Source organism: Nocardioides baekrokdamisoli (assembly GCF_003945325.1).
Lineage (GTDB): Bacteria > Actinomycetota > Actinomycetes > Propionibacteriales > Nocardioidaceae > Nocardioides > Nocardioides baekrokdamisoli.
Genome location: NZ_AP019307.1, coordinates 1,270,983 through 1,290,125 on the forward strand (window position 1 = coordinate 1,270,983; position 19,143 = coordinate 1,290,125).

Consider the following 19,143-nt stretch of genomic DNA (forward strand, 5'->3'; position numbering starts at 1 on the left):
TCAGTGTCCCCCGACCAGCGGCCCGTAGAGCCAGCCGGCAAGTGTCGTCGGCATCCAGCTGGACTGTGCTGTCGACGGGTTGCTTCCAGCCCAGGTCACCTGCTTCGTCGCCGTGTCGTACGTCGCGATCGGGGCACGCGGGGCGTTCTGAGTGCCACGCGGGTCGCTCTGCGTGATCGGCTCGGTACACCGCGCATTGGTGTTCATGATCCGCGTCGAACCGTCTTGCGGCGGCCGCTTGGCGGTGCTCTCGTAACCCTTGCTGCAGACCGGGTTGTTCTGGATCGCAAGGCCGAACGAGGCACGATAGTCGCCTGTGCCCGGGTCAAGGCCGACGACGCTGAAGCCGCCCTCGACCACGTACGGATAGAGCACGAGGATCTGTCGCAGGCCCGGGATGTTCTGCTGGATGATCTGGCCGGTCGTGAGGGACTGGGAGATCAACGTGCCCAGGTCCACGCCGTACTGATCAAGGAACTGCTTGAGCTGCAGCGCACCGGCTGAGCCGTTCTCGAGCAACCGGATCACGTCCGGGTTCGCACCAGCCAGGGTGTCGGAGAAGAGTGACAGATCCTGCGCGAACGCCCTGATGGCATCGGTCTGGCCGACCTGGGTGGACAGGACGGTGTTGCCATCCTTGATCAGCGCGGTGGTCACACCGAAGTTCTGGTCAGCAAGGTGGACGAACGAGTTGCTGGTGTCGAGGATCTGGCCCAGCGCGTTGCCGGTCCCGACGAACGCCGCTCCCAGTTCGCGGACCGACGTCGCCAGCGCACCCTTGTCGATCGACCTCACGGTCGCATCCGTGTCACCGAGGAACGTGGCCGTCGAGATCGGGATCACGGTGTGGTCCTGCTTGATGACGGAGCCATCGGCCAGGAAGGGGCCCGAGGTCGGACACTGGTTGGCCTGGGTCAACGTCAGCTTGCTGCACGGCTGGAGATCGACGTACTGCTCACCGACAGCGGAGCGGTTGGCGACAACAGCGACGACATCCGAGTTCGGGATCGACTTCCACTTGTTCTTGATGTCCAGGGCGAGGTCCACGCCAGTCGGGGTCAGCGTCATGTTGCCGACGGTCCCGATCATGACGCCGCGGTAGTCCACCTCGGCGCCCTTGTAGATGCCGCCCGAGTCCTTGAAGTTCGCGGTCACCGTGTAGTGGTCCTTGTAGAACAAGGTCCCCAGGTTCGCGTACTTGGCGCCGACAAATGCAACACCCGAGACGGTCAGAAGAAGGAAGATCATCAACTGGATCTTCACGCGGCGGGTGATCACTGGGCGCCTCCGATGCTCGAGAGGTACCACGAGACCAGAGCTGGGTCGAATGTCGACGTCAACTGGCTCACGGAATAACGCTGGACACCGGTCGTGGACGCCGCTCGCTGGGCTCCGCCCAGGCAGATGCCGAGGATGCAGGTGTTGCCGCCGCTGGACGATGTCAGACCAGGGATGGTCAGGCTCGGCAGCGACAGCGGAATCGGGAGCTTGATCGTGGGCGACGAGGTCCCCTGCGGCGTTTTCGTACGCGCGAGGGGCACAACCGGCGCAGGCGGCGGGTTGCTCAGGTCGAGATCGAGGTTCAGGTCGAGGTTGACGTAGTCGCCCATCGCCAACGTCCGGGCAGTCTGCGGGTTCGTGCCGACAGACGCGTCCACGAAGGGGTACGTCAGCATGGTGCTGAATGCACGAGCGAAGTGATTGCCGGTCTGGCTCAGGTTCTCCAGGATGGGCTGCAGATTGTTGATGATCGCGATCGTCTGCGTCTTCGACCGGGCGATGACGTTGGTGCCGACTGCGCCCAGGTTGTTGAGGGCGTTGAGCATCTTGACCAGGTCCTGGCGCTGACTGTTGATCGACGTCAGCGCACCCGGCAACTGGGCAAGCGTCGCATCGATCGTCGCGGTCTGCTTGTTGGCCTCGACGCTGATGCGATTCAGGGCGTCGAGCGCGTTGACGATGACCTGCTTCTTCGCATCCAGCTGACCCACGAACGAGTTGAGCTGCGTGAGTACGTCGCGCGCCTGACCCTCGTGGCCCTTCAACGCCTTGTTGAGCTCCGTGGTGATCGTCTGGATCTGCGCGACACCGCCACCGTTGATCACCAGGCTCAGCGCGCTGAGAACCTGCTCGACCTCCGGGTTGTCGCCCGTCTTGTCCCATCCGATGACGTCACCGCTCTTCATCAGCGTGCCGCTCGGCTGAGCCGGCGGGATCAGCTCGACGAACTTCTCACCAAGGAGGCTGGTCTGCTGGATCGCCGCGGTCGCGTTGCTCGGGAGCTTCGTGTCCTTGCGGACCACGATGGTGGCAACGGCACACGTCACCGTCGGGCCACCCGGCGAACACTGGTCGCCGCGCTCCAGGCTCACGCTCTTGACGTTGCCCACATTGACGTCGTTGAGCTTGACCGACGACTGCGGGACCAGGTCCAGGGCGTCAGCCAGCTGCACCTTGATCGTGATCGGGTCATTGCCCACGTTCGTACCACCAGGCAGCGGAATGCTCTCCATCGAGAAGGAGCACCCGCTCAGGGTGGCGGCAGCCACGATCGCCACAACGACGCGCTTCATCGAGTCACCTGCACAAGTCCGCCAAGCGTGAGATCCATCGTGGTCGCAGTGCCCTGCCCGAAGGCTGCTCGCGGCAGGTTGAGCGCCTTGATCGCCGTACAGATCGCTCCGGTCGGGTCGTTGGCCGAGACCAACGTGCAGAGAGTTGCTGTCGGAGCGCTCACGCCTGCCACCGCCTGGTCGAGGTGGGCGTTCGCGTTCAGAGCACCCACATCCGGGTTGTAGACGAGGAAGACGTTGTTGAGCGCATTCGGAGCAGCCTTGAGGATCTCCGAGAGCGCGTCGCGCTGGTGCACCACAACCCCGAGTACGCCGTTCAACGACTTGATCGTCGTCCCGAGCGAGTCCTTGTTCTTCGCGACGAAGTCCTTCACCTGCGACATGGCCGTGGCGAGGTTCTTGAGCGAGTTGCCCAAGTCGCCACGCTCATCAGCGAGGAGCGTCGAGATGTTGGCCAAGTCGGCGGTGAACTGCCGGACCGTACCGTCGTTTGTGGCCAACGTGTGCGTGAAGCCCTCGAGCTTCTGGGCAGAGTCGAAGAACTTCGACTTGTTGTCGTCCAGCGTCTGCGTGAATCCGCCCAGGTCGTTGAGGGTCTGGTTGAACTGGGCGCCCTGACCCTGGAAGTTCGCGGCAGTCTGCTTCAACAGATCGTTGAGCGCCCCGTTGCTGTTGGCACCGTTCGGACCGACAGCCTTCACCAACGTGTCGATGTTGTTGAAGATCGTGTCGAGCTCAAGAGGCGCCGAGGTCTGGGTGAGCTGCAGGACAGCGTTGTCGGCCATCGGGCCGGAGGTGTCCGGGTGGTCCCAAGCGAGCTGCACGAACCGGTCCCCCACCACCGCCGGAGCGACGATGACGGCCTTCGCATCGGCCGGCACCTTGATCTTGGTGTCGTAGTGCATGACGACCTTGACCTGCGCGCCATCCGGCGTGACCGAGTCGACGGCGCCGACCTTGACGCCGAGGATGCGTACGTCGCTGCCCTTGTAGAGCGAGACCGTCCGCGGGAAGTACGCGGTGAGGGTCTTGCCACTAGTGCCGGACAGCAGGAAGTAGAGACCGGTGACGACCAAGGCCGTCAGTACGACCGGAACGATCCAACGTGCGAAGTTCTTCTTCATCATCCCACCGGCAACGTTCCGTTGGCCGCCGGCACTGGCGGGAAGTTGTAGATGAACATGTCGAACCACGGGCCGGCACCGAGCAGGTTCCCGAAGTCGCGGTAGAACGGCGCCGCGAGTCGAAGCGCCATGTCGAGGTTCGCCTGGTTCTTGTTGAAGACTGCGAGCACCAAGTTGATCTGGTCAAGGGCTGGCTTCAATTCGGCGTCGCTCTTGTTGATCAGGTTGCTGAGGGAAGCCGACAGCTGGCTCGTGGACACCAACAAGTTGTGCACCTCCTGGCGACGCTGCAACAGCGCCTCGAACAGCACACTCGAGTCCTGCATGAGCTTGACGATGTCGCCATCGCGGTTGTTGAGCGTCTTGGTCACCTTGTCCAAGCTGGTCAGCAACTGGCCGATCTGCGCGTCCTTGGCGGCGATCACCTTCGAGATCGATGACAAGCCCTTGAGCGAACCTCGGAATGCTGCCGGTGTCGTGCGCTGCAGGTCCGCAAGAGTCGTGAGCGCCTTGCCCAACTGCGCTGTGTTGATGGCGCCGAGGCAGCCGCCCGCGGACTGCGAGGTGTTCGCACAGTTCTGGTTCGCCAGACCTGAGAAGGCCTCGACGACGTCATACGGAGACGTGTTGGGACCAGCGAGGGTGGAACTGCCCGACAGGCTGCCGGTGCCGCCCGGGACAACGTCCAGATACATCTGACCCAAGATCGTCTGGATCTTGATGTCGGCGTGGGAGGCGTTGCCGATGTCGGGCGCGTTCTTGATCTTGAATCCGACCACCACGCAGGTGTCCGGAGCGCCCTTCAGGCTCGCACACGCCTGGCCCTCGGCAAGCTCGATCGAGTCGATCTTGCCGACGCGTACGCCAGCGATGCGAACGGGGTCGCTGATCTTCAGGGCGCCGATTTCACTGAAATCGGCGTAGTACTTCGTACCCCCGCCGATCAGCGGCAGGCTGCCTGCCTTGAATGCAATGGCAACCAGCATGGCGATCACGAGCAGGGAGACTGCCCCGACGATCACCGGGTTGCGGTCGCGGAACGGCTTACTCATCCGAGGGAACACCTCGCAGCATTGGTGTTGAAGTTCACCGGCACGGTCCCGACGACCGGAATGATCACCCGACCACCGAAGTGGCACAGATAGAAGTTGAACCAGGCCTTGTACGTCGCCGTACCGCCGATCTTGTTGAACTTCCACGGGATGATCTGGAGCTCCTGGTCCAGTTCTGCGCGCTGGCCCACGAGGTTCTTGCTCCAGGTGTTGAGGTAGTGAACGTCGTTCGCGAACGGGTCGGAGATCCCGTTCAGCAGGCTGGCGGTCTGGACCGACAGCGCGGAAATGTTGGTCAGCGATCCGAGGATGGCCTGGCGGTCGTCCTTGAGGCCACCGACGAACGAGCGGAACGTCGTGATCAGTTGGTTGAGCTGCTGGTCGCGGTTGCCGACCGTGTTGAGGACCGAGGTCAGGTTCCCGATCAGGGAGTCGATCACCTTGTCGCGCGCTGCCACGGTCTGCGTGAGCGACGCGGTGTGGGTGAGCAGCGAGTCGAGTGAACCGCCCTCCCCCTGGAAGACCTTGATGATCTCCATCGAGAACTGGTTCAGGTCGGCCGGGTTCAGCCCCGCGAACAACGGCTTGAACCCGTCGAAGAGCACGCTCAGGTCCAGTGCCGGGTTGGTCTGGACGCCGTACTGCTTCGAGGAGATCGGGATCGTCGAACCGGCCTTCAGCGCATCGCCGTACCCGACCTCATTGGTCAGTGCCAGATAGCGCTGACCGACCAGGTTGCGGTACTTGATGGTGACGACGGTGCCCTGATCGATCGGCTGGTCGCTCTCGAGGTTGAACGTCAGCTGCGCACAGACCTTGCTCGGCGGTGGCGTGGAGCCAGCGGTGCCTGAGTTGTCCGCGCCGTAGCAGGAGGTGTTGTTGGCGAGGATCTTGATGTCCTGGATCGAGCCGACCTTGACGCCGTCGATCCGGACGTCGTCGCCCTTGTTGACGCCAGTGGCGTCGCCAACGATGGCTTGGTACTTCGAGAAACTCGCCAACGTGATGTTGCCGATCGTGGCCACGAGGGCGGCCGTACACAGCGAGGTCACTGCGATGAAGATGATCAGCTTGATCAGATCCTTGCGGGTGCGTGCATCGAAGCGCATCACTTCAGACTCACCTCCGTCCCATACGTCATCGGCGCCATCATCATCGTCGCGAGCCCGGGCACCTGGTCGGGCTGCTCGCCGAACTGCTGGGCGATCAGCGCTGCCAGCACGCTGCTCTGTCCACTCGTCGGTGAGAACGGTGCGCGATCAGTGCCGATGCCGGTCGGCGTGTTCACGCCGTCGTTCACGTTCGGGATCGTCTTGAGCGGGTTCTGCGGGCTCCACGGCGGGCTCGGCAGGTGTCCACAGGTCGGACCCTGCGTGGCGCCGAAGACCGGCTTGTCCGCAGGCGTGTACTGACGCGGCTGGCGCGGGAGCACCTTGAGCGCCACGTGCAGCGTGTAGTGCGTCCAGACCTTGGCCTCCAACGTCGTCAAGTTGTTGAGGCCTCCGATCAGGCAGGGGAACTCCGACGAGTACGTCGCCAGGAGACCGGTGATCGGTCCGTTGACGTCGCCCAACTGGATGATGTTGTTGCCGTTGACCTGCAGGAAGTTCTGCGCCGTGCCGGCCAGGGCCGTGACACTCGTCAACAAGTCGTGGAGCTGGGTGGCATGGCCCTCCAGCGTCGTGGTCGTCGTGATCGTGTTGCGCAGGATGTCCGCCACCTGCGGGAACACGTCGGCGTACGTGTTGGAGACCGTCGACAACTTGGCGATGTCGTCCAGCGCCGCCGGGATCTGCGGGTTCAGCTTCTGCAGATACGTGTCCAACGTCGCGATGGTGTCGCCCAACTTGGCACCACGGCCCTCGAGCGCGTTCGCGACGGCAGTCAGAGTGGTGTTGAGGTCCTTCGGGTCCACCGTCTTCAACAGCGGGTACAGATCGGAGAGCACTGCCTGGACCTCGGTCGACACCTTCGTCGAAGCGATGGTCCCTCCCGCCTGAAGCTCACCGGTCCCGTTGGCCGGGATGTCGAGGCTGACGTACTTCTCACCGAAGAGCGTCTTGGGCAGGATCTCGCCGGTCACGTTTGCGGGGATGTTCTGCGACCCGAGAACGCCCTTGTTGATACCGAGCGTGACCGTGGCGCCGTTGCCGTCGGTGGCGTACTTCAGCACCTCGCCGATGATCACGCCGCGCACCTTGACGTCCGCCTTCTCCGGCATGTTGAGGCCGATGGCGGAGGTCTTCAGCGTGACGGTGTCGAAGCTGGTGAACTTCTGCGAGAACACGGCGTACGTCAGGTAAACAGCGCCGACCAGCATCGCCAGGAAGGTGAGGCCGAGAGTCCGGTGGATCGTGCGATCCTTCCGGTCGAGTTTTGCGCGCAGCTCTGGTGTCATTCCCATGGCTAACCCGCCAACCTGACAGTGGTCGACGCGCCCCAGATCATCATCGAGAGCAGCAGGTCGACGACGTTGATCGCCACGATGGACGTACGCACTGCCTTGCCGACCGCGACACCGACGCCAGCAGGACCGCCGCTGGCGTTGTAGCCGTGGTAGCAGTGGATCAGGATGACGACCACCGCGAAGACCAGCACCTTGCCGAACGACCACAACACGTCATGGGGCGGCAGGAAGGTCTGGAAGTAGTGGTCGTACGTGCCGGCGCTCTGGTGGAACACCACGGTCACCACGAGCCGCGTGGCCACGTACGAGGACAGCAGCCCCAGGACGTACAGCGGGATGATGCCGATCAGACCGGCGATCATGCGGGTGGTCACCAGGAACGGCATCGACGGCACGGCCATCACCTCGAGCGCGTCGACCTCCTCGGAGATACGCATGGCGCCCAGTTGAGCCGTGAAGCCACAGCCAACCGTCGCCGCGAGTGCGATACCTGCGACGAGGGGCGAGATCTCACGAGTGTTGAAGTACGCGGAGATGAAGCCCGAGAAGCTGGCGGTACCGAGCTGGTTCAGCGCTGCGTATCCCTGGAGACCGACCTCGGTGCCGGTGAAGAAGGTCATACCGGCGATGACGCCGACAGTGCCGCCGATCACCGCCAGCGAACCAGAACCCAGGGTCACTTCGGCGAGCAGACGTGCGATCTCGCGGCGGTAGCGACGCACGGATCGCGGCGCCCAGGCGACCGCCTTCACATAGAAGGCGAGCTGGGAACCGAGCTGGTCCAGAGTCTTGAGGGGGGCCTCGTACACGGCCTTGACGTTCACCTGGTCACCCCGTCTTGCTCGGGACGAGCTGGAAGTAGATGGCGCTCATCACGAAGTTGACCAGGAAGAGCAACAGGAACGTGATGACGACTGATTCGTTGACGGCATCGCCGACGCCCTTCGGACCGCCGCCGGCATTCATACCCTTGTACGACGCGACGATGGCAGCGATCAACCCGAAGATCAACGCCTTGGCCATGCCTTGGACGACGTCGGCCTCCTGGGCGAGGGCCGTGAAACTGGCCAGATAGGCACCTGGTGTCCCGTGTTGCAGGATCACGTTGAAGACGTACCCACCGGCCACACCGACGACGCTGACGAGACCGTTGAGGAACACCGCGACGAGCATGCAGGCGAGCACGCGCGGCACGACGAGACGCTGGATCGGATCGATACCGAGCGTCATCATCGCGTCGAGCTCTTCACGGATCTTGCGGGCCCCGAGGTCTGCCGCGATGGCGGAACCACCGGCACCGGCGATCAGCAGGGCTGTGGCGATCGGACCGGCTTCACGGACGACCGCGAGAACGCTCGCAGAACCTGTGAAGGACTGCGCGCCGAACTGCTTGATCAGGCCACCGACCTGGAGGGCGATGACCGCGCCGAACGGGATGGCGACCAACGCGGTCGGCACGATCGTGACCGACGCGATGAACCAGCCCTGCTGGATGAATTCGCGGAACTGAAATGGGCGCTTGAAAAGTCCGCGGCCGACATCAAGGCCGAACGCGAAAAGCTTGCCGGCCGTACCGATCGGCCGAAGCGCGCGCCCCGAAAGGACGTTGCTCACTGGATCGGCGGGACCCCGGCGACCGCGGTGGCTTCCGCAGTCGCGACCCCAGCGCTGGCAACACCGTGCTCAGCGTCCGCCGTGAAGGATCCCGGCGGCGGGACGACGCCGTTCTCGCGGCACCACTCGCCCGGCGGGCGCTGACGCTTGCGCGGGATGCCGTTGGACGGCTCCAGCTGCAGAGCGATCGGCGGCAGCGGCGGCAGCTCCATGTCCTTCTCGGCGGCAAGCTCGTCGGCGTCCTTCTCCTCCGACATGCCGATCGGGCCGACGGTCTGGGCGTTGAGGAACTGACGCACCACCGGCTCGTCCGAGGAGAGCAGCTTCTCCCGGTGGCCGAACATGGCGAGGTGCTTGTGATACAGCAGACCGATCTGGTCCGGAACGACACGCACCGAATGGATGTCGTGGGTCACGATCAGGAAGGTCGCGTCAGTCTGCGCGTTCAGGTCGACGAACAACTGGTTGATGAACGACGTACGCACCGGGTCAAGGCCCGAGTCCGGCTCGTCGATGAGGAGGATCTCCGGGTCCAGGACCAGCGCACGCGCCAGCCCGGCACGCTTGCGCATGCCACCCGAAATCTCGCCGGGGAGCTTGTACTCGGCCCCGATGAGGCCGACCATCTCCATCTTCTCCATGACGATCTTCTTGATGTCCGACTCGGACTTACGGGTGTGCTCGCGCAGCGGGAAGGCGACGTTGTCGTACAGGTTCATGGAACCGAACATGGCGCCGTCCTGGAAGAGGACGCCGAACAACTTGCGGATCTCGTAGAGGTCCTTCTCCGAACAGGAGGCGATGTCGACGCCCTCAATGACAACCGAGCCCTGATCCGGCTTGAGAAGGCCGATGATCGTCTTGAGGAGGACCGACTTACCAGTACCCGACGGGCCGAGCATGACGCAGATCTCGCCGGCGGGAAGGGTCAGGGAGACGTCACCCCAGATGAGCTGGCTGCCGAACTTCTTCGTCAAATGCTCGATCTTGATATCAACACCCATGGATGTCGCCTTCCCACTACCTGGCTGAAACCTGCTGCTCAGACCTCAACGCCGACTGTGTGATGCAGGTTACGGCCTAATCGCAGCCTCCGTCACCTTTTCTTAACGTCCGGACCAGTTTTCGATGAAAAGCGACAATGGGCGGCCACCCGACTGGGTGACCGCCCAAAGGCGTGTGTGAATCAGTGCCCGCCGAAGCGGGCGGAGATCACTTGAGAACGACGGTGGCGCCGGCGCCCTCGAGCTGCTCCTTGGCCTTCTCGGCGGCCTCCTTGGTGGCCTTCTCGAGGATGACCTTCGGGGCGGCCTCAACCAGGTCCTTGGCCTCCTTCAGGCCGAGGTTGGTGAGCGCGCGCACCTCCTTGATGACGTTGATCTTCTTGTCACCAGCGGCCTCGAGGACGACGTCGAACTCGTCCTGAGCAGCGGCCTCTTCGCCACCAGCAGCGCCACCGGCGGCCGGGGCCGCGGCAACGGCGACCGGAGCAGCGGCGGTCACGCCGAAGGTCTCTTCGAAGGCCTTCACGAACTCGGAGAGCTCGATCAGGGTGAGCTCCTTGAACGCGTCGAGCAGCTCGTCAGTGCTGAGCTTCGCCATGATGGCGGTTCCTTTCTCGATGGTCCGTACGCGAGGTGCGGCCGGACCGGGTTACAGGTGGTGTTGCGGGGACTGATCCGAGGATCAGCCTTCCGTGGTCTCCTCGGTGGCCTCCGCAGCGGGAGCCTCCTCGGTCGCTTCGGTCTCGGCGGCAGCCTCGACCGGAGCCTCCTCGGCGGCAACCGGAGCACCGGCACCACCTGCGAGGATCGTGGGGTCCTGCGCGGCCTTCTGCTCGAGAGCGGCAGCAAGCTGCGCGGTCTTCGAGGGGAGGGCGTTGAGGACGTACAGCGCCTGGGACAGCGACGCAACCATCGCGCCGGCCATCTTCGCAAGGAGCACGTCGCGCGACTCGAGGTCGGCAAGCTTGCCGACTTCCTTCGCGTCCAGAGCCTTGCCGTCCAGGTATCCACCCTTGATCACAAGGTTGGGGTTTGCCTTGGCAAAGTCACGCAGACCCTTGGCGGCCTCGACGACATCACCCTTGATGAAGGCAATGGCGGTCGGACCGGTCAGGAGGTCATCCAGACCTTCGAACCCAGCGTTCTTCGCTGCGATCGCGGCCAGCGTGTTCTTGACCACGGCATAGTTGGCGTTCTCGCCGAGGGAGCGTCGGAGTGCCTTCAGCTCCTTCACGGTGAGACCGCGGTACTCGGTCAGCACAGCACCAGCGGAGGAGCTGAACTCGTCAGCGATCTCCGCTACGGCGGCCTGCTTGTCTGCCCGCGCCATGGGTCTCCTTCTTCCGTTTGGTCGAGCCCGCTGGCGTACCAAACACGAAACGCCCTGAGCGCAGGCTCAGGGCGTCGACACACGGTCTTGCTCTGTCCCCTGCGCTGGTCGTCCACGTGTGTGGCACCTTCGGTCACTCCTTGCGGAGTCACAACCGGCGGTCTCTGGTTCCGAGGAGAACTCTATGCATGCAGAAGGGGCTCCGCCAAATCGGCGGAGCCCCTTCGTGAGCAGAGCGAGAAGGCGATCAGGCCTGGTCGTCGTCAGCCGCGACGTTGCGGGTGCGGTTCGGGTCAACCTGAACGCCCGGGCCCATCGTCGTGGAGACGGTGACCTTCTTGACGTAGCGACCCTTGGACGCCGAAGGCTTCAGACGAAGCACCTCTTCGAGGGCGGCTGCGTAGTTCTCCGCCAGCGCGGTCTCCGAGAAGGAGGCCTTGCCGATGATGAAGTGCAGGTTCGCGTGACGGTCGACGCGGAACTCGATCTTGCCGCCCTTGATGTCCGTGACAGCCTTCGCCACGTCCGGGGTGACCGTGCCGGTCTTCGGGTTCGGCATCAGACCACGCGGGCCGAGGACACGGGCGACCTTGCCGACCTTGCCCATCAGGTCCGGGGTGGCAACGACGGCGTCGAAGTCGAGCCATCCGCCGGCCACCTTGTCGATGAGCTCCTCGCCACCGACGAAGTCGGCGCCGGCCTCACGGGCGGCGTCGGCCTTCTCCGCGTTCGCGAAGACGAGGACGCGTACGGTCTTGCCGGTGCCGTGCGGGAGCGAGACGGTGCCGCGCACCATCTGGTCCGCCTTGCGCGGGTCGACGCCGAGACGCATGACGACGTCCACGGTCTCGTCGAACTTCTTCTTGCTGGAAGCCTTGGCGATCTTGATCGCGGCCAGCGGGGCGTAGGTCTCGTTCTTGTCGAACGTGTCCTGCGCCGCGCGGTAGGTCTTGCTGCGCTGCATGATGATTCCTTAAGTATTGAAAGAGGAGATGTGGTCAGCGAGCCAGCGCGGCTCTCCCACAAGGAGTTAGTCGGTCGTGACGCCCATGGAACGGGCGGTGCCCTCGATGATCTTCATCGCGGCGTCGATGTCGTTCGCGTTGAGGTCCGGGAGCTTGGTCGCTGCGATGTCGCGGACCTGGTCCTTGGTCAGCTTGCCGACCTTGTCCTTGTGCGGGACCTTCGAACCCTTGGCGATGCCGGCGGCCTTCTTGATGAGCTCCGCAGCAGGCGGGGTCTTCGTGATGAAGTCGAAGGACCGGTCCTCGTAGATGGTGATCTCAACCGGGATCACGTTGCCGCGCATCGACTCCGTCTGGGCGTTGTACGCCTTGCAGAAGTCCATGATGTTGACACCGTGCGGACCGAGAGCGGTACCGACCGGCGGGGCCGGCGTCGCGGAGCCGGCCTGCAGCTGCACCTTGACGAGCGCTGCGATCTTCTTCTTGGGAGGCATTCCTCTATCTCTTTCTCTCCGTGGTCATGACGAGGCGCCCCCGCTTGAACGGGTACGGTGCACCTCTGCCACCTTCGTATTCAGTTGTAGGAACAACCCGAGGGTCTCGGGCAAGTCTGCGGCATACGGCGATTGCTGACGCAATCGCGAAGCGGTCAGACCTTCTGGATCTGGTTGAACGAGAGCTCGACCGGGGTCTCGCGGCCGAAGATCTCGACGAGCGCCTTGACGCGCTGGGACTCGGCGTTGAGCTCGGTGATCGTCGCGTGCAGGGTGGCGAACGGACCGTCGACCACCATGACCGAGTCGCCCTCGCCGAAGTCCACGACCTCGATCGCCTTCTTCGGCGCAAAGGCGGTGTTCGCAGCCTTGGCGGCCGGAGTGGCAGCGTCTTCCATCGGCGCGTCGACCTCGAAGGTCGGCTTGAGCCAGTTGACGACCTCGTCGATGTTCAACGGGACCGGCTGGTGGGCGTGGCCGACGAAACCGGTGACCGACGGGGTGTGACGTACAGCGCCCCACGACTCGTCGTTGAGGTCCATCCGGACCAGGACGTACCCGGCGAAGCGGGTCTGGTTGACCGTCTTGCGCTGACCGTTCTTGATCTGGGCGACGTCCTCGGTCGGGACGACGACCTCGAAGATGTAGTCCTCCATGTTGAGCGCGATGGTGCGCTGCTCGAGGTTGGCCTTCACACGCTTCTCCATACCGGAGTAGGTGTGCACGACGTACCAATCGCCGGCCTGGGCCCAGAGCTCGCGCTTGAAGGCCTCGAGCGCCTCCTCCTCGGTCTGCGGGGCGGCTTCGTCGACCGTCTCCTCAAGCTCCGTCGCCTCAGCGTCGGACTCGCCGACGACGTCCTCGTCGATCGGACCCTCGGCCTCTTCCTGGACGGTCGCCTCGAACTCGGACGGAGCTTCCTCAGTCACGACTTCGTTGTAGTCCTCAGACACGCGCTTTCCTTCTTACTTTTGAGGCGATCAACCGTTGGACTGGCCGCCGAATGCCCACAAGGCCAACTTGCCGAACCCGAGGTCGAGTGACGAGGTCAGCGCCATCATCACGACCACGAACACCAGCACCACCACGAAGTACGTGCGGAGTTGGTTCTGCGTCGGCCAGACGACCTTGCGCAGCTCTGCCACCACCTGGCGGTAGAACGTCGCCGGGCTGGTGCGAGTGGCCTTGGGCGTGGCGGAATCCGACACTTCCAACACCTTCTTCCTTACCGGCGACCGGCTGGTCGCGACCGATGTCGTACGCAGGGCACGAGGGACTTGAACCCCCAACCCTCGGCTTTGGAGGCCGATGCTCTGCCAATTGAGCTAGTGCCCTTCAGCGGCTGTTCCAGAGTCGGCCGAACCCAGTTTTGGGCGCGAACGACTATCTGGTGAAACCACCAATCGAGAACTCTACGCGGGGCCGACAACGGAAGTCGAACCGGCAACGATTCCATGCCGGGTACGGGCAGAATCGCTGGATGCAGAGCCTCCAGGAACGCTACTTCCCCGACCTTCCGTGCTTCGGCTGCGGTCCGGCGAACGCCCGCGGACTCCAGTTGCGCAGCTACGCGGACGGAGACGAGGTGGTGGCTCGGTTCATGCCGTGGCCCGAACATGACAACGGCCTCGGGTTCCTCAACGGGGGCATCATCGCCACCGTGCTCGACTGCCACAGTGCAGCGAGCGTGATCCACGCTGCCGCCCACCACGGGTGGGGTCCGCTGCCCGGCGCCGCGCTGTCCCACGTCACGGCCGGTCTCGACGTCCGCTACCTCCGCCCGGCTCCACTCACGGACGAGGTCACACTGCACGCCGGGGTCCGGTCCGCCGAGGAGGCGGAGATCGTGGCTGAGGTCTGGCTTGAGCACGACGGCAAACGTCGGGCCGAGGCGACGGCGGTGTGGCGCCGCTGGCGCCCGCGTACGTGAAACGGCGATGCGACCTGAGGAGCCTCTCTGAGAGGATGGTGTCGTGACCGTACGCGCGCTCTCCACGCTGTCCGCAGACGAACTGGATGAGTTCCTGGCAGCCCAGAGAACGGCGTACGACACCCTCGTCGCACGCGGCCTGTCGCTCGATCTCACCCGCGGCAAGCCGTCCTCGGCGCAACTCGATCTGTCGGACGGACTCCTGGGCCTGCCCAGTACGACGAAGGACGCGTCCGGCACGGACGTACGCAACTACGGCGGTCTCGCCGGGATCACCGAGATCCGGTCGCTCTTCGCAGAACTCCTCAACATCGACCTCGAGCAGATCGTCGCGCAGGGCAACTCCTCGCTCGCGCTGATGCGCGAGGTGCTGACGTTCCTGATGCTCAAGGGCGCGATCGACGGCGCGCCGTGGGCCGGCCAGAAGGTCAAGTTCCTCTGCCCGGTGCCCGGGTACGACCGGCACTTCGCGCTGCTGGAGTGGTTGGGGATCGAGATGATCCCGATCCCGATGAATGCCGACGGCCCTGACGCTGACGCGGCCGCATCCCTGGCGGCGAACGACCCGGCGATCAAGGGCATCTGGGTCGTGCCGACGTACGCGAACCCGACCGGCGACGTCACGTCGGTCGAGGTCGCCACCAAGTTGGTGTCGATGCCGACTGCTGCGCCGGACTTCAAGATCTTCTGGGACAACGCGTACGCGCTGCACCACCTGACCTCGGCGGAGACCAAGAGCGCCGATGTCATCTCTCTGGCGAACGTGGCCGGCAACCCGCACCGTCCGATCATGTTCGCCTCGACCTCGAAGATCACCTACGCGGGGGCGGGCGTTGCCTTCCTGGCGACCTCCAAGGAGCAGATCGCCTGGTACGCCGACAACCTCGGCTTCGGCACCATCGGTCCGGACAAGGTCAACCAGTTGCGGCACGTCGAGTTCTTCAAGGACGCTGCCGGCGTACGTGCGCACATGGGCAAGCACCGCGAGTTGCTGGCGCCGAAGTTCGCGGAGCTGTCGCGGATCCTCGATGAGCGCCTGACCGGGTACGACGTGGCGACCTGGACCAACCCGGCCGGCGGCTACTTCATCTCACTGAACGTGCTGGACGGCACCGCCTCGCGGGTGATCGAGCTGGCCAAGGCTGCTGGCGTCGCACTGACCCCGGCCGGTTCAGCATTCCCACTCAAGTTCGATCCGAATGACCGGAACATCCGCCTGGCACCGAGCCTGCCGCCGATCGCTGAGGTCACCGGTGCCGCGGAGGTCGTGGCGACCTGCGTCCTGCTCGCCGCTGCGGAGAAGCTCTCTTCTTGAGGTCGCTGTTCGATCTTCCGAAGGCGCATCTGCACCTGCACTTCACCGGGTCGATGCGGCACTCGACGCTGCTCGAACTCGCCGAACGGGACGGGATCCACCTGCCGGAGCAACTGGTCTCGTCCTGGCCCCCGGTGCTCGCGGCCACCGACGAGCGGGGATGGTTCCGGTTCCAACGGCTCTACGACGTCGCTCGTTCGGTGCTCCGGACTCCGGCCGATGTCTTCAGGCTGGTGCTCGAGGCTGCTGAGGACGACGTACGCGACGGTGGCCGATGGTTGGAGATCCAGGTCGATCCGTCGGGCTACGCGGCACGGTTCGGCGGCCTGAACGCCTTCATGGAGCTGGTGCTCGACGCCGTCGCCGCGGCCTCGCGTACGACCGGACTAGGCATCGGCGTGATCGTGGCCGCCAACCGCACCCGGCATCCGCTGGACGCGCGTACGCTCGCGCGGCTCGCGGCCCACTACGCCGAGGTCGGCGTGGTCGGATTCGGGCTCTCGAACGATGAGGTCCGCGGGGACACGTTGTCCTTCGAGCACGCCTTCGACATTGCACGACCGGCCGGACTCATGCTCGTCCCGCACGGTGGCGAGCTTCGCGGGCCCGAGCACGTCGCGGTCGTACTCGACACGTTGCGACCCACCCGGCTCGGGCACGGCGTACGCTCCGCCGAATCCGCCGAGGTGCTGCGCCGCGTGGTGGACTCGGGGGTGGCCCTGGAGGTGTGCCCGACCTCCAACGTGTCACTGGGTGTGTATCCCTCACTGGCGGCCGTGCCGCTGCCCGCGCTGATCGCCGCAGGGGCCCGGATCGCTCTGGGAGCAGATGACCCGGTGCTGTTCGGTGCCCGGCTCAACGACCAATATGAGGTCATGCGATCGGCTCACTCGCTCTCGGACCCCGTGCTCGCAGATCTGGCGCGCTCATCGTTCGAGGCGTCCGCCGCTCCCGACGACGTACGCACTGCTGCCGAACGCGACATCGCAGGATGGTTGTCGACGGAGTCATCGCATGAAGTGTGAGTACTTCGACGCCGGCGTCTGTCGCTCCTGCGCGCTGCTGGAGACGCCCTATGCCGTGCAGTTGCAGGAGAAGCAGGCGCGGGTCGCTTCGCTGCTGCCGCACGTGCCCTGGGAGGCCGCTGTCGCGTCAGCCGAGTCGGGATTCCGCAACAAGGCCAAGATGGTGGTCGGCGGCGTACGCGGCGACGTGACACTGGGGATCCTCGGCTCCGACGGGTACGGGGTGGATCTGACGGCCTGCGGGCTGCACACCCCAGGGATCCAGGCGGCGCTCCCCTCGCTGGTGGGGTTTCTGAATGAGGCAGGGTTCACGCCGTACCGGGTGCCCGACCGCGACGGCGAACTCAAGCACCTGATCATCACCGAGGCACCGTCCGGCGACCTGATGGTGCGCTTCGTGCTGCGGTCCCCCGCCGAGATCCCGCTCATCGATCGCACGTTGGCCTCGGTGGTGTCGGTCAATCTCCAGCCCGACCACAAGGCGATCCTCGAGGGCCCGATCGAGACGGTCCTGTCTGTTGCCGAGACCTTGCTGATGGACGTCAACGGGGTCGGCCTGCACCTGCGTCCGCAGAGCTTCTTCCAGACGAACACCGAGGTGGCGGCGGCGCTCTATCGCACGGCGCAGGCATGGATCGCCGACCTCGACATCGCCTCGGTCTGGGACCTCTACTGCGGCGTCGGCGGCTTCGGGCTCCACCTCGCGGCACCGGGCCGGGCGGTGATCGGTGTCGAGGTGTCCGAGCAGGCCATCGAGTCGGCTCGACAGACAGCGGCTGAGCTCAGGTTGGCTGCGACGACGTGGCGGACCGGCGACGCGACGGCGTACGCCCTGGCAGCGCCGTTCGAGCCCGATCTGGTCGTGGTCAATCCACCCCGACGCGGCATCGGCGCGGATCTGGCGTCCTGGCTGGAGCGCTCCACGGTGAAGTACGTCCTGTACAGCTCGTGCAATGCCGAGTCGCTGGCACGAGATCTGGCCTTGATGCCATCGCTCAGACCGATCCGCGCAAGGTTGCTCGACATGTTCCCGCACACCACGCATCACGAGGTCGCGATGTTGTTGCAGCGCGGTTAGCGCGCACGCGCACTGACATAGGTGTTCCAAGGGTGTGGAGCGTACGGCTTGAGGTCGCGGTAGACGGCAGCGCTGGCGTCTCGCGCGAACAGGCCGGGCGACCAGAGGTCGCCGCAGCCGGCCAATTCGAGGAACACCCACTCCGTCCGGCCGCCCGCGTACTGGAAGGAGATGGCCGCGGCGGTCCCGTCATCGAATACGCAGTTGCGGTCGTCGTACCCCTGAGGGAACGACGGGCTAGCGTCGATATCTCGGGCCAACGCCATGGCTACTTGGGCCGTGACTGGGGTGGGCGCGGGGCACGGCCACCTACCGTTGGCTCCTGCATACCAACTCACAGTGGCTCCGTAGGGGTCCCTGTCAATGACCAACGAAACCGTTGGTGTAGGCGCCGGAGTGGGGTATCCCTCACGTGCCGGGCGGTGGCACGACTCGGCCCCGGCTGGCCCCGGCCCGGGCGCCGCCGAGTTGGGTGCCGGCAGTTTCGACGGTGTCGCAACAGGCGATGTCCCGCACGCAACCAAGGCCGCCACGACGAATGGAACGACCGTCAGCTGGCGTAGACGCACCCTCGCTCCCCTCATGCCAATTCAGACGCGATCAAGGTCGACTCGGTTCCACGCGGCAGGGAACTCCGTATCTCAACGCGGCGGAAGTCCTATCTCGACCTGGCGGAAGTCCTACGACAACGATCGACGGTTGCGGCGCATTCCCGTAACCCAGGCACCGGCGACGACGGCGACCGCCCCGAGACCTCCGAGGAGAAGGTAGAGCCAGCCGTGCGAGTTCTTGGTCGGATGCGGTTGGTCGTCCGTGGTGGGGAGCGGGGCGAACGTTGACGACGGGCTCGGCGTTGCGGAGTCGGTCGCGGTTGCACTCGGAGTGGCAGACGTCGATGTCGCAGTCGGAGTCGGTGATGCCGAGGCAGTGGCTGCCTGGCTCGGATGGACGATCGCACTACGCGTCGGACGAGGAGTGGGCGGACTGCTGGTGCATGGCACCGCAGCGTGCGGCACAGCACGAGACGAGCCCGAATTCGTGCCAGTCGGAGTCGGAGTCGGAGTCGACGTTTCGGTGCTCTTGGACGACGACGGGCTCGGGCTGGTCGAACTGGAGGTCGAGCACGGTGTACTGCGGCCGGACGCTGCGTACGCCGATCCCCCAACCGACAACAGTGCCCCGATAATCACGAGCCCGACCGTAGTCAGGCATCCGAGCAACGCGAGGCCCAT

General features: G+C 64.8%; 21 protein-coding genes and 1 tRNA gene. 4 read left to right on the plus strand and 18 right to left on the minus strand.

All coding sequences use genetic code 11. The annotated features are described in order from the left end of the window. The 16 genes from KCTC_RS06140 to KCTC_RS06215 all read right to left on the minus strand — a co-directional run bounded on the left by KCTC_RS06140 (nucleotide 1) and on the right by KCTC_RS06215 (nucleotide 13,898). Nucleotides 1-1,278: an MlaD family protein gene (locus tag KCTC_RS06140; protein WP_125567733.1), complete on the minus strand. Its 1,278-nt coding sequence runs from the start codon at nucleotides 1,276-1,278 to the stop codon at nucleotides 1-3. Next, on the minus strand, nucleotides 1,275-2,573 hold the full coding sequence (locus KCTC_RS06145; protein ID WP_125567735.1) for an MCE family protein: 1,299 nt from the start codon (nucleotides 2,571-2,573) through the stop codon (nucleotides 1,275-1,277). The genes KCTC_RS06140 and KCTC_RS06145 overlap by 4 nt, the downstream gene beginning before the upstream one ends. Next, nucleotides 2,570-3,697 (minus strand): MCE family protein, encoded by a 1,128-nt coding sequence (locus KCTC_RS06150; protein WP_231998856.1) that lies wholly within the window; start codon nucleotides 3,695-3,697, stop codon nucleotides 2,570-2,572. The genes KCTC_RS06145 and KCTC_RS06150 overlap by 4 nt, the downstream gene beginning before the upstream one ends. Continuing rightward, complete coding sequence (locus KCTC_RS06155) at nucleotides 3,697-4,749, minus strand: MlaD family protein (protein ID WP_125567739.1); 1,053 nt, start codon at nucleotides 4,747-4,749, stop codon at nucleotides 3,697-3,699. Before KCTC_RS06155 ends, KCTC_RS06150 begins: the two co-directional genes overlap by 1 nt. Further along, entirely contained in the window at nucleotides 4,746-5,858 is a 1,113-nt protein-coding gene (locus KCTC_RS06160) for an MCE family protein (RefSeq protein ID WP_231998857.1), read from the minus strand. The genes KCTC_RS06155 and KCTC_RS06160 overlap by 4 nt, the downstream gene beginning before the upstream one ends. After that, nucleotides 5,858-7,153: an MCE family protein gene (locus KCTC_RS06165; protein ID WP_231998858.1), complete on the minus strand. Its 1,296-nt coding sequence runs from the start codon at nucleotides 7,151-7,153 to the stop codon at nucleotides 5,858-5,860. The genes KCTC_RS06160 and KCTC_RS06165 overlap by 1 nt, the downstream gene beginning before the upstream one ends. Before the next feature lie 2 nt (nucleotides 7,154-7,155). Beyond that, nucleotides 7,156-7,965 (minus strand): MlaE family ABC transporter permease, encoded by an 810-nt coding sequence (locus KCTC_RS06170; RefSeq protein WP_231998859.1) that lies wholly within the window; start codon nucleotides 7,963-7,965, stop codon nucleotides 7,156-7,158. A gap of 19 nt (nucleotides 7,966-7,984) precedes the next feature. Beyond that, nucleotides 7,985-8,770 carry an MlaE family ABC transporter permease gene (locus KCTC_RS06175; protein ID WP_125567745.1) on the minus strand — a complete coding sequence of 262 codons (786 nt, stop codon included), beginning with the start codon at nucleotides 8,768-8,770 and terminating at the stop codon, nucleotides 7,985-7,987. After that, complete coding sequence (locus KCTC_RS06180; RefSeq protein ID WP_125567747.1) at nucleotides 8,767-9,774, minus strand: ABC transporter ATP-binding protein; 1,008 nt, start codon at nucleotides 9,772-9,774, stop codon at nucleotides 8,767-8,769. The genes KCTC_RS06175 and KCTC_RS06180 overlap by 4 nt, the downstream gene beginning before the upstream one ends. 208 nt (nucleotides 9,775-9,982) lie before the next feature. After that, a complete protein-coding gene (rplL, locus tag KCTC_RS06185) occupies nucleotides 9,983-10,372 on the minus strand; it encodes a 50S ribosomal protein L7/L12 (protein WP_125567749.1) in 390 nt (129 codons plus the stop codon). Nucleotides 10,373-10,456: 84 nt separating this feature from the next. Further along, nucleotides 10,457-11,104 (minus strand): 50S ribosomal protein L10, encoded by a 648-nt coding sequence (rplJ, locus tag KCTC_RS06190; protein WP_125567751.1) that lies wholly within the window; start codon nucleotides 11,102-11,104, stop codon nucleotides 10,457-10,459. Between the two features lie 247 nt (nucleotides 11,105-11,351). After that, nucleotides 11,352-12,068 (minus strand): 50S ribosomal protein L1, encoded by a 717-nt coding sequence (rplA, locus tag KCTC_RS06195; RefSeq protein WP_125567753.1) that lies wholly within the window; start codon nucleotides 12,066-12,068, stop codon nucleotides 11,352-11,354. Between the two features lie 66 nt (nucleotides 12,069-12,134). Continuing rightward, nucleotides 12,135-12,563 (minus strand): 50S ribosomal protein L11, encoded by a 429-nt coding sequence (gene rplK, locus KCTC_RS06200; RefSeq protein ID WP_125567755.1) that lies wholly within the window; start codon nucleotides 12,561-12,563, stop codon nucleotides 12,135-12,137. A gap of 155 nt (nucleotides 12,564-12,718) precedes the next feature. Continuing rightward, nucleotides 12,719-13,492, minus strand: coding sequence for a transcription termination/antitermination protein NusG (gene nusG / locus KCTC_RS06205; RefSeq protein ID WP_231998860.1), 774 nt, complete (start codon nucleotides 13,490-13,492; stop codon nucleotides 12,719-12,721). Between the two features lie 51 nt (nucleotides 13,493-13,543). Continuing rightward, complete coding sequence (gene secE, locus KCTC_RS06210) at nucleotides 13,544-13,771, minus strand: preprotein translocase subunit SecE (protein WP_197715265.1); 228 nt, start codon at nucleotides 13,769-13,771, stop codon at nucleotides 13,544-13,546. 54 nt (nucleotides 13,772-13,825) lie between these two features. Further along, nucleotides 13,826-13,898 (minus strand) — tRNA-Trp (locus tag KCTC_RS06215). Between the two features lie 145 nt (nucleotides 13,899-14,043). On the opposite strand from KCTC_RS06215, the gene KCTC_RS06220 reads away from it, so the two are divergent. From KCTC_RS06220 to KCTC_RS06235, 4 genes are read left to right on the plus strand one after another with little or no spacing between them, the layout of a single operon-like run. Then, complete coding sequence (locus tag KCTC_RS06220; protein WP_125567760.1) at nucleotides 14,044-14,493, plus strand: PaaI family thioesterase; 450 nt, start codon at nucleotides 14,044-14,046, stop codon at nucleotides 14,491-14,493. 43 nt (nucleotides 14,494-14,536) lie between these two features. Next, nucleotides 14,537-15,808 (plus strand): aminotransferase class I/II-fold pyridoxal phosphate-dependent enzyme, encoded by a 1,272-nt coding sequence (locus KCTC_RS06225; protein WP_125567762.1) that lies wholly within the window; start codon nucleotides 14,537-14,539, stop codon nucleotides 15,806-15,808. After that, the gene (locus tag KCTC_RS06230) at nucleotides 15,805-16,833 is read left to right on the plus strand and encodes an adenosine deaminase (RefSeq protein ID WP_125567764.1); all 1,029 of its coding nucleotides are present in this window, start codon (nucleotides 15,805-15,807) and stop codon (nucleotides 16,831-16,833) included. Before KCTC_RS06225 ends, KCTC_RS06230 begins: the two co-directional genes overlap by 4 nt. After that, nucleotides 16,823-17,911: a methyltransferase domain-containing protein gene (locus KCTC_RS06235; protein ID WP_125567766.1), complete on the plus strand. Its 1,089-nt coding sequence runs from the start codon at nucleotides 16,823-16,825 to the stop codon at nucleotides 17,909-17,911. The genes KCTC_RS06230 and KCTC_RS06235 overlap by 11 nt, the downstream gene beginning before the upstream one ends. Here the strand turns inward: KCTC_RS06235 and KCTC_RS06240 are convergent. After that, nucleotides 17,908-18,177, minus strand: coding sequence for a hypothetical protein (locus KCTC_RS06240; RefSeq protein ID WP_125567768.1), 270 nt, complete (start codon nucleotides 18,175-18,177; stop codon nucleotides 17,908-17,910). The two genes, KCTC_RS06235 and KCTC_RS06240, sit on opposite strands and share 4 nt — an antisense overlap. Before the next feature lie 691 nt (nucleotides 18,178-18,868). Next, nucleotides 18,869-19,123, minus strand: a complete 255-nt coding sequence (locus KCTC_RS06245; protein ID WP_125567770.1) for a hypothetical protein — start codon at nucleotides 19,121-19,123, stop codon at nucleotides 18,869-18,871. Nucleotides 19,124-19,143: the final 20 nt, after the last annotated feature.

What these genes read in the sequence shown, in the direction of transcription:
- rplA (WP_125567753.1), bottom strand. Translation starts at nt 12,068, where the DNA reads ATGCAGCGCAGCAAGACCTACCGCGCGGCGCAGGACACGTTCGACAAG.
- KCTC_RS06160 (WP_231998857.1), bottom strand. Translation starts at nt 5,858, where the DNA reads ATGCGCTTCGATGCACGCACCCGCAAGGATCTGATCAAGCTGATCATC.
- rplL (WP_125567749.1), bottom strand. Translation starts at nt 10,372, where the DNA reads ATGGCGAAGCTCAGCACTGACGAGCTGCTCGACGCGTTCAAGGAGCTC.
- KCTC_RS06245 (WP_125567770.1), bottom strand. Translation starts at nt 19,123, where the DNA reads ATGCCTGACTACGGTCGGGCTCGTGATTATCGGGGCACTGTTGTCGGT.
- KCTC_RS06155 (WP_125567739.1), bottom strand. Translation starts at nt 4,749, where the DNA reads ATGAGTAAGCCGTTCCGCGACCGCAACCCGGTGATCGTCGGGGCAGTC.
- KCTC_RS06145 (WP_125567735.1), bottom strand. Translation starts at nt 2,573, where the DNA reads ATGAAGCGCGTCGTTGTGGCGATCGTGGCTGCCGCCACCCTGAGCGGG.
- rplJ (WP_125567751.1), bottom strand. Translation starts at nt 11,104, where the DNA reads ATGGCGCGGGCAGACAAGCAGGCCGCCGTAGCGGAGATCGCTGACGAG.
- KCTC_RS06165 (WP_231998858.1), bottom strand. Translation starts at nt 7,153, where the DNA reads ATGGGAATGACACCAGAGCTGCGCGCAAAACTCGACCGGAAGGATCGC.
- rplK (WP_125567755.1), bottom strand. Translation starts at nt 12,563, where the DNA reads ATGCCTCCCAAGAAGAAGATCGCAGCGCTCGTCAAGGTGCAGCTGCAG.
- KCTC_RS06180 (WP_125567747.1), bottom strand. Translation starts at nt 9,774, where the DNA reads ATGGGTGTTGATATCAAGATCGAGCATTTGACGAAGAAGTTCGGCAGC.
- KCTC_RS06240 (WP_125567768.1), bottom strand. Translation starts at nt 18,177, where the DNA reads ATGGCGTTGGCCCGAGATATCGACGCTAGCCCGTCGTTCCCTCAGGGG.
- KCTC_RS06235 (WP_125567766.1), top strand. Translation starts at nt 16,823, where the DNA reads ATGAAGTGTGAGTACTTCGACGCCGGCGTCTGTCGCTCCTGCGCGCTG.
- KCTC_RS06150 (WP_231998856.1), bottom strand. Translation starts at nt 3,697, where the DNA reads ATGAAGAAGAACTTCGCACGTTGGATCGTTCCGGTCGTACTGACGGCC.
- KCTC_RS06220 (WP_125567760.1), top strand. Translation starts at nt 14,044, where the DNA reads ATGCAGAGCCTCCAGGAACGCTACTTCCCCGACCTTCCGTGCTTCGGC.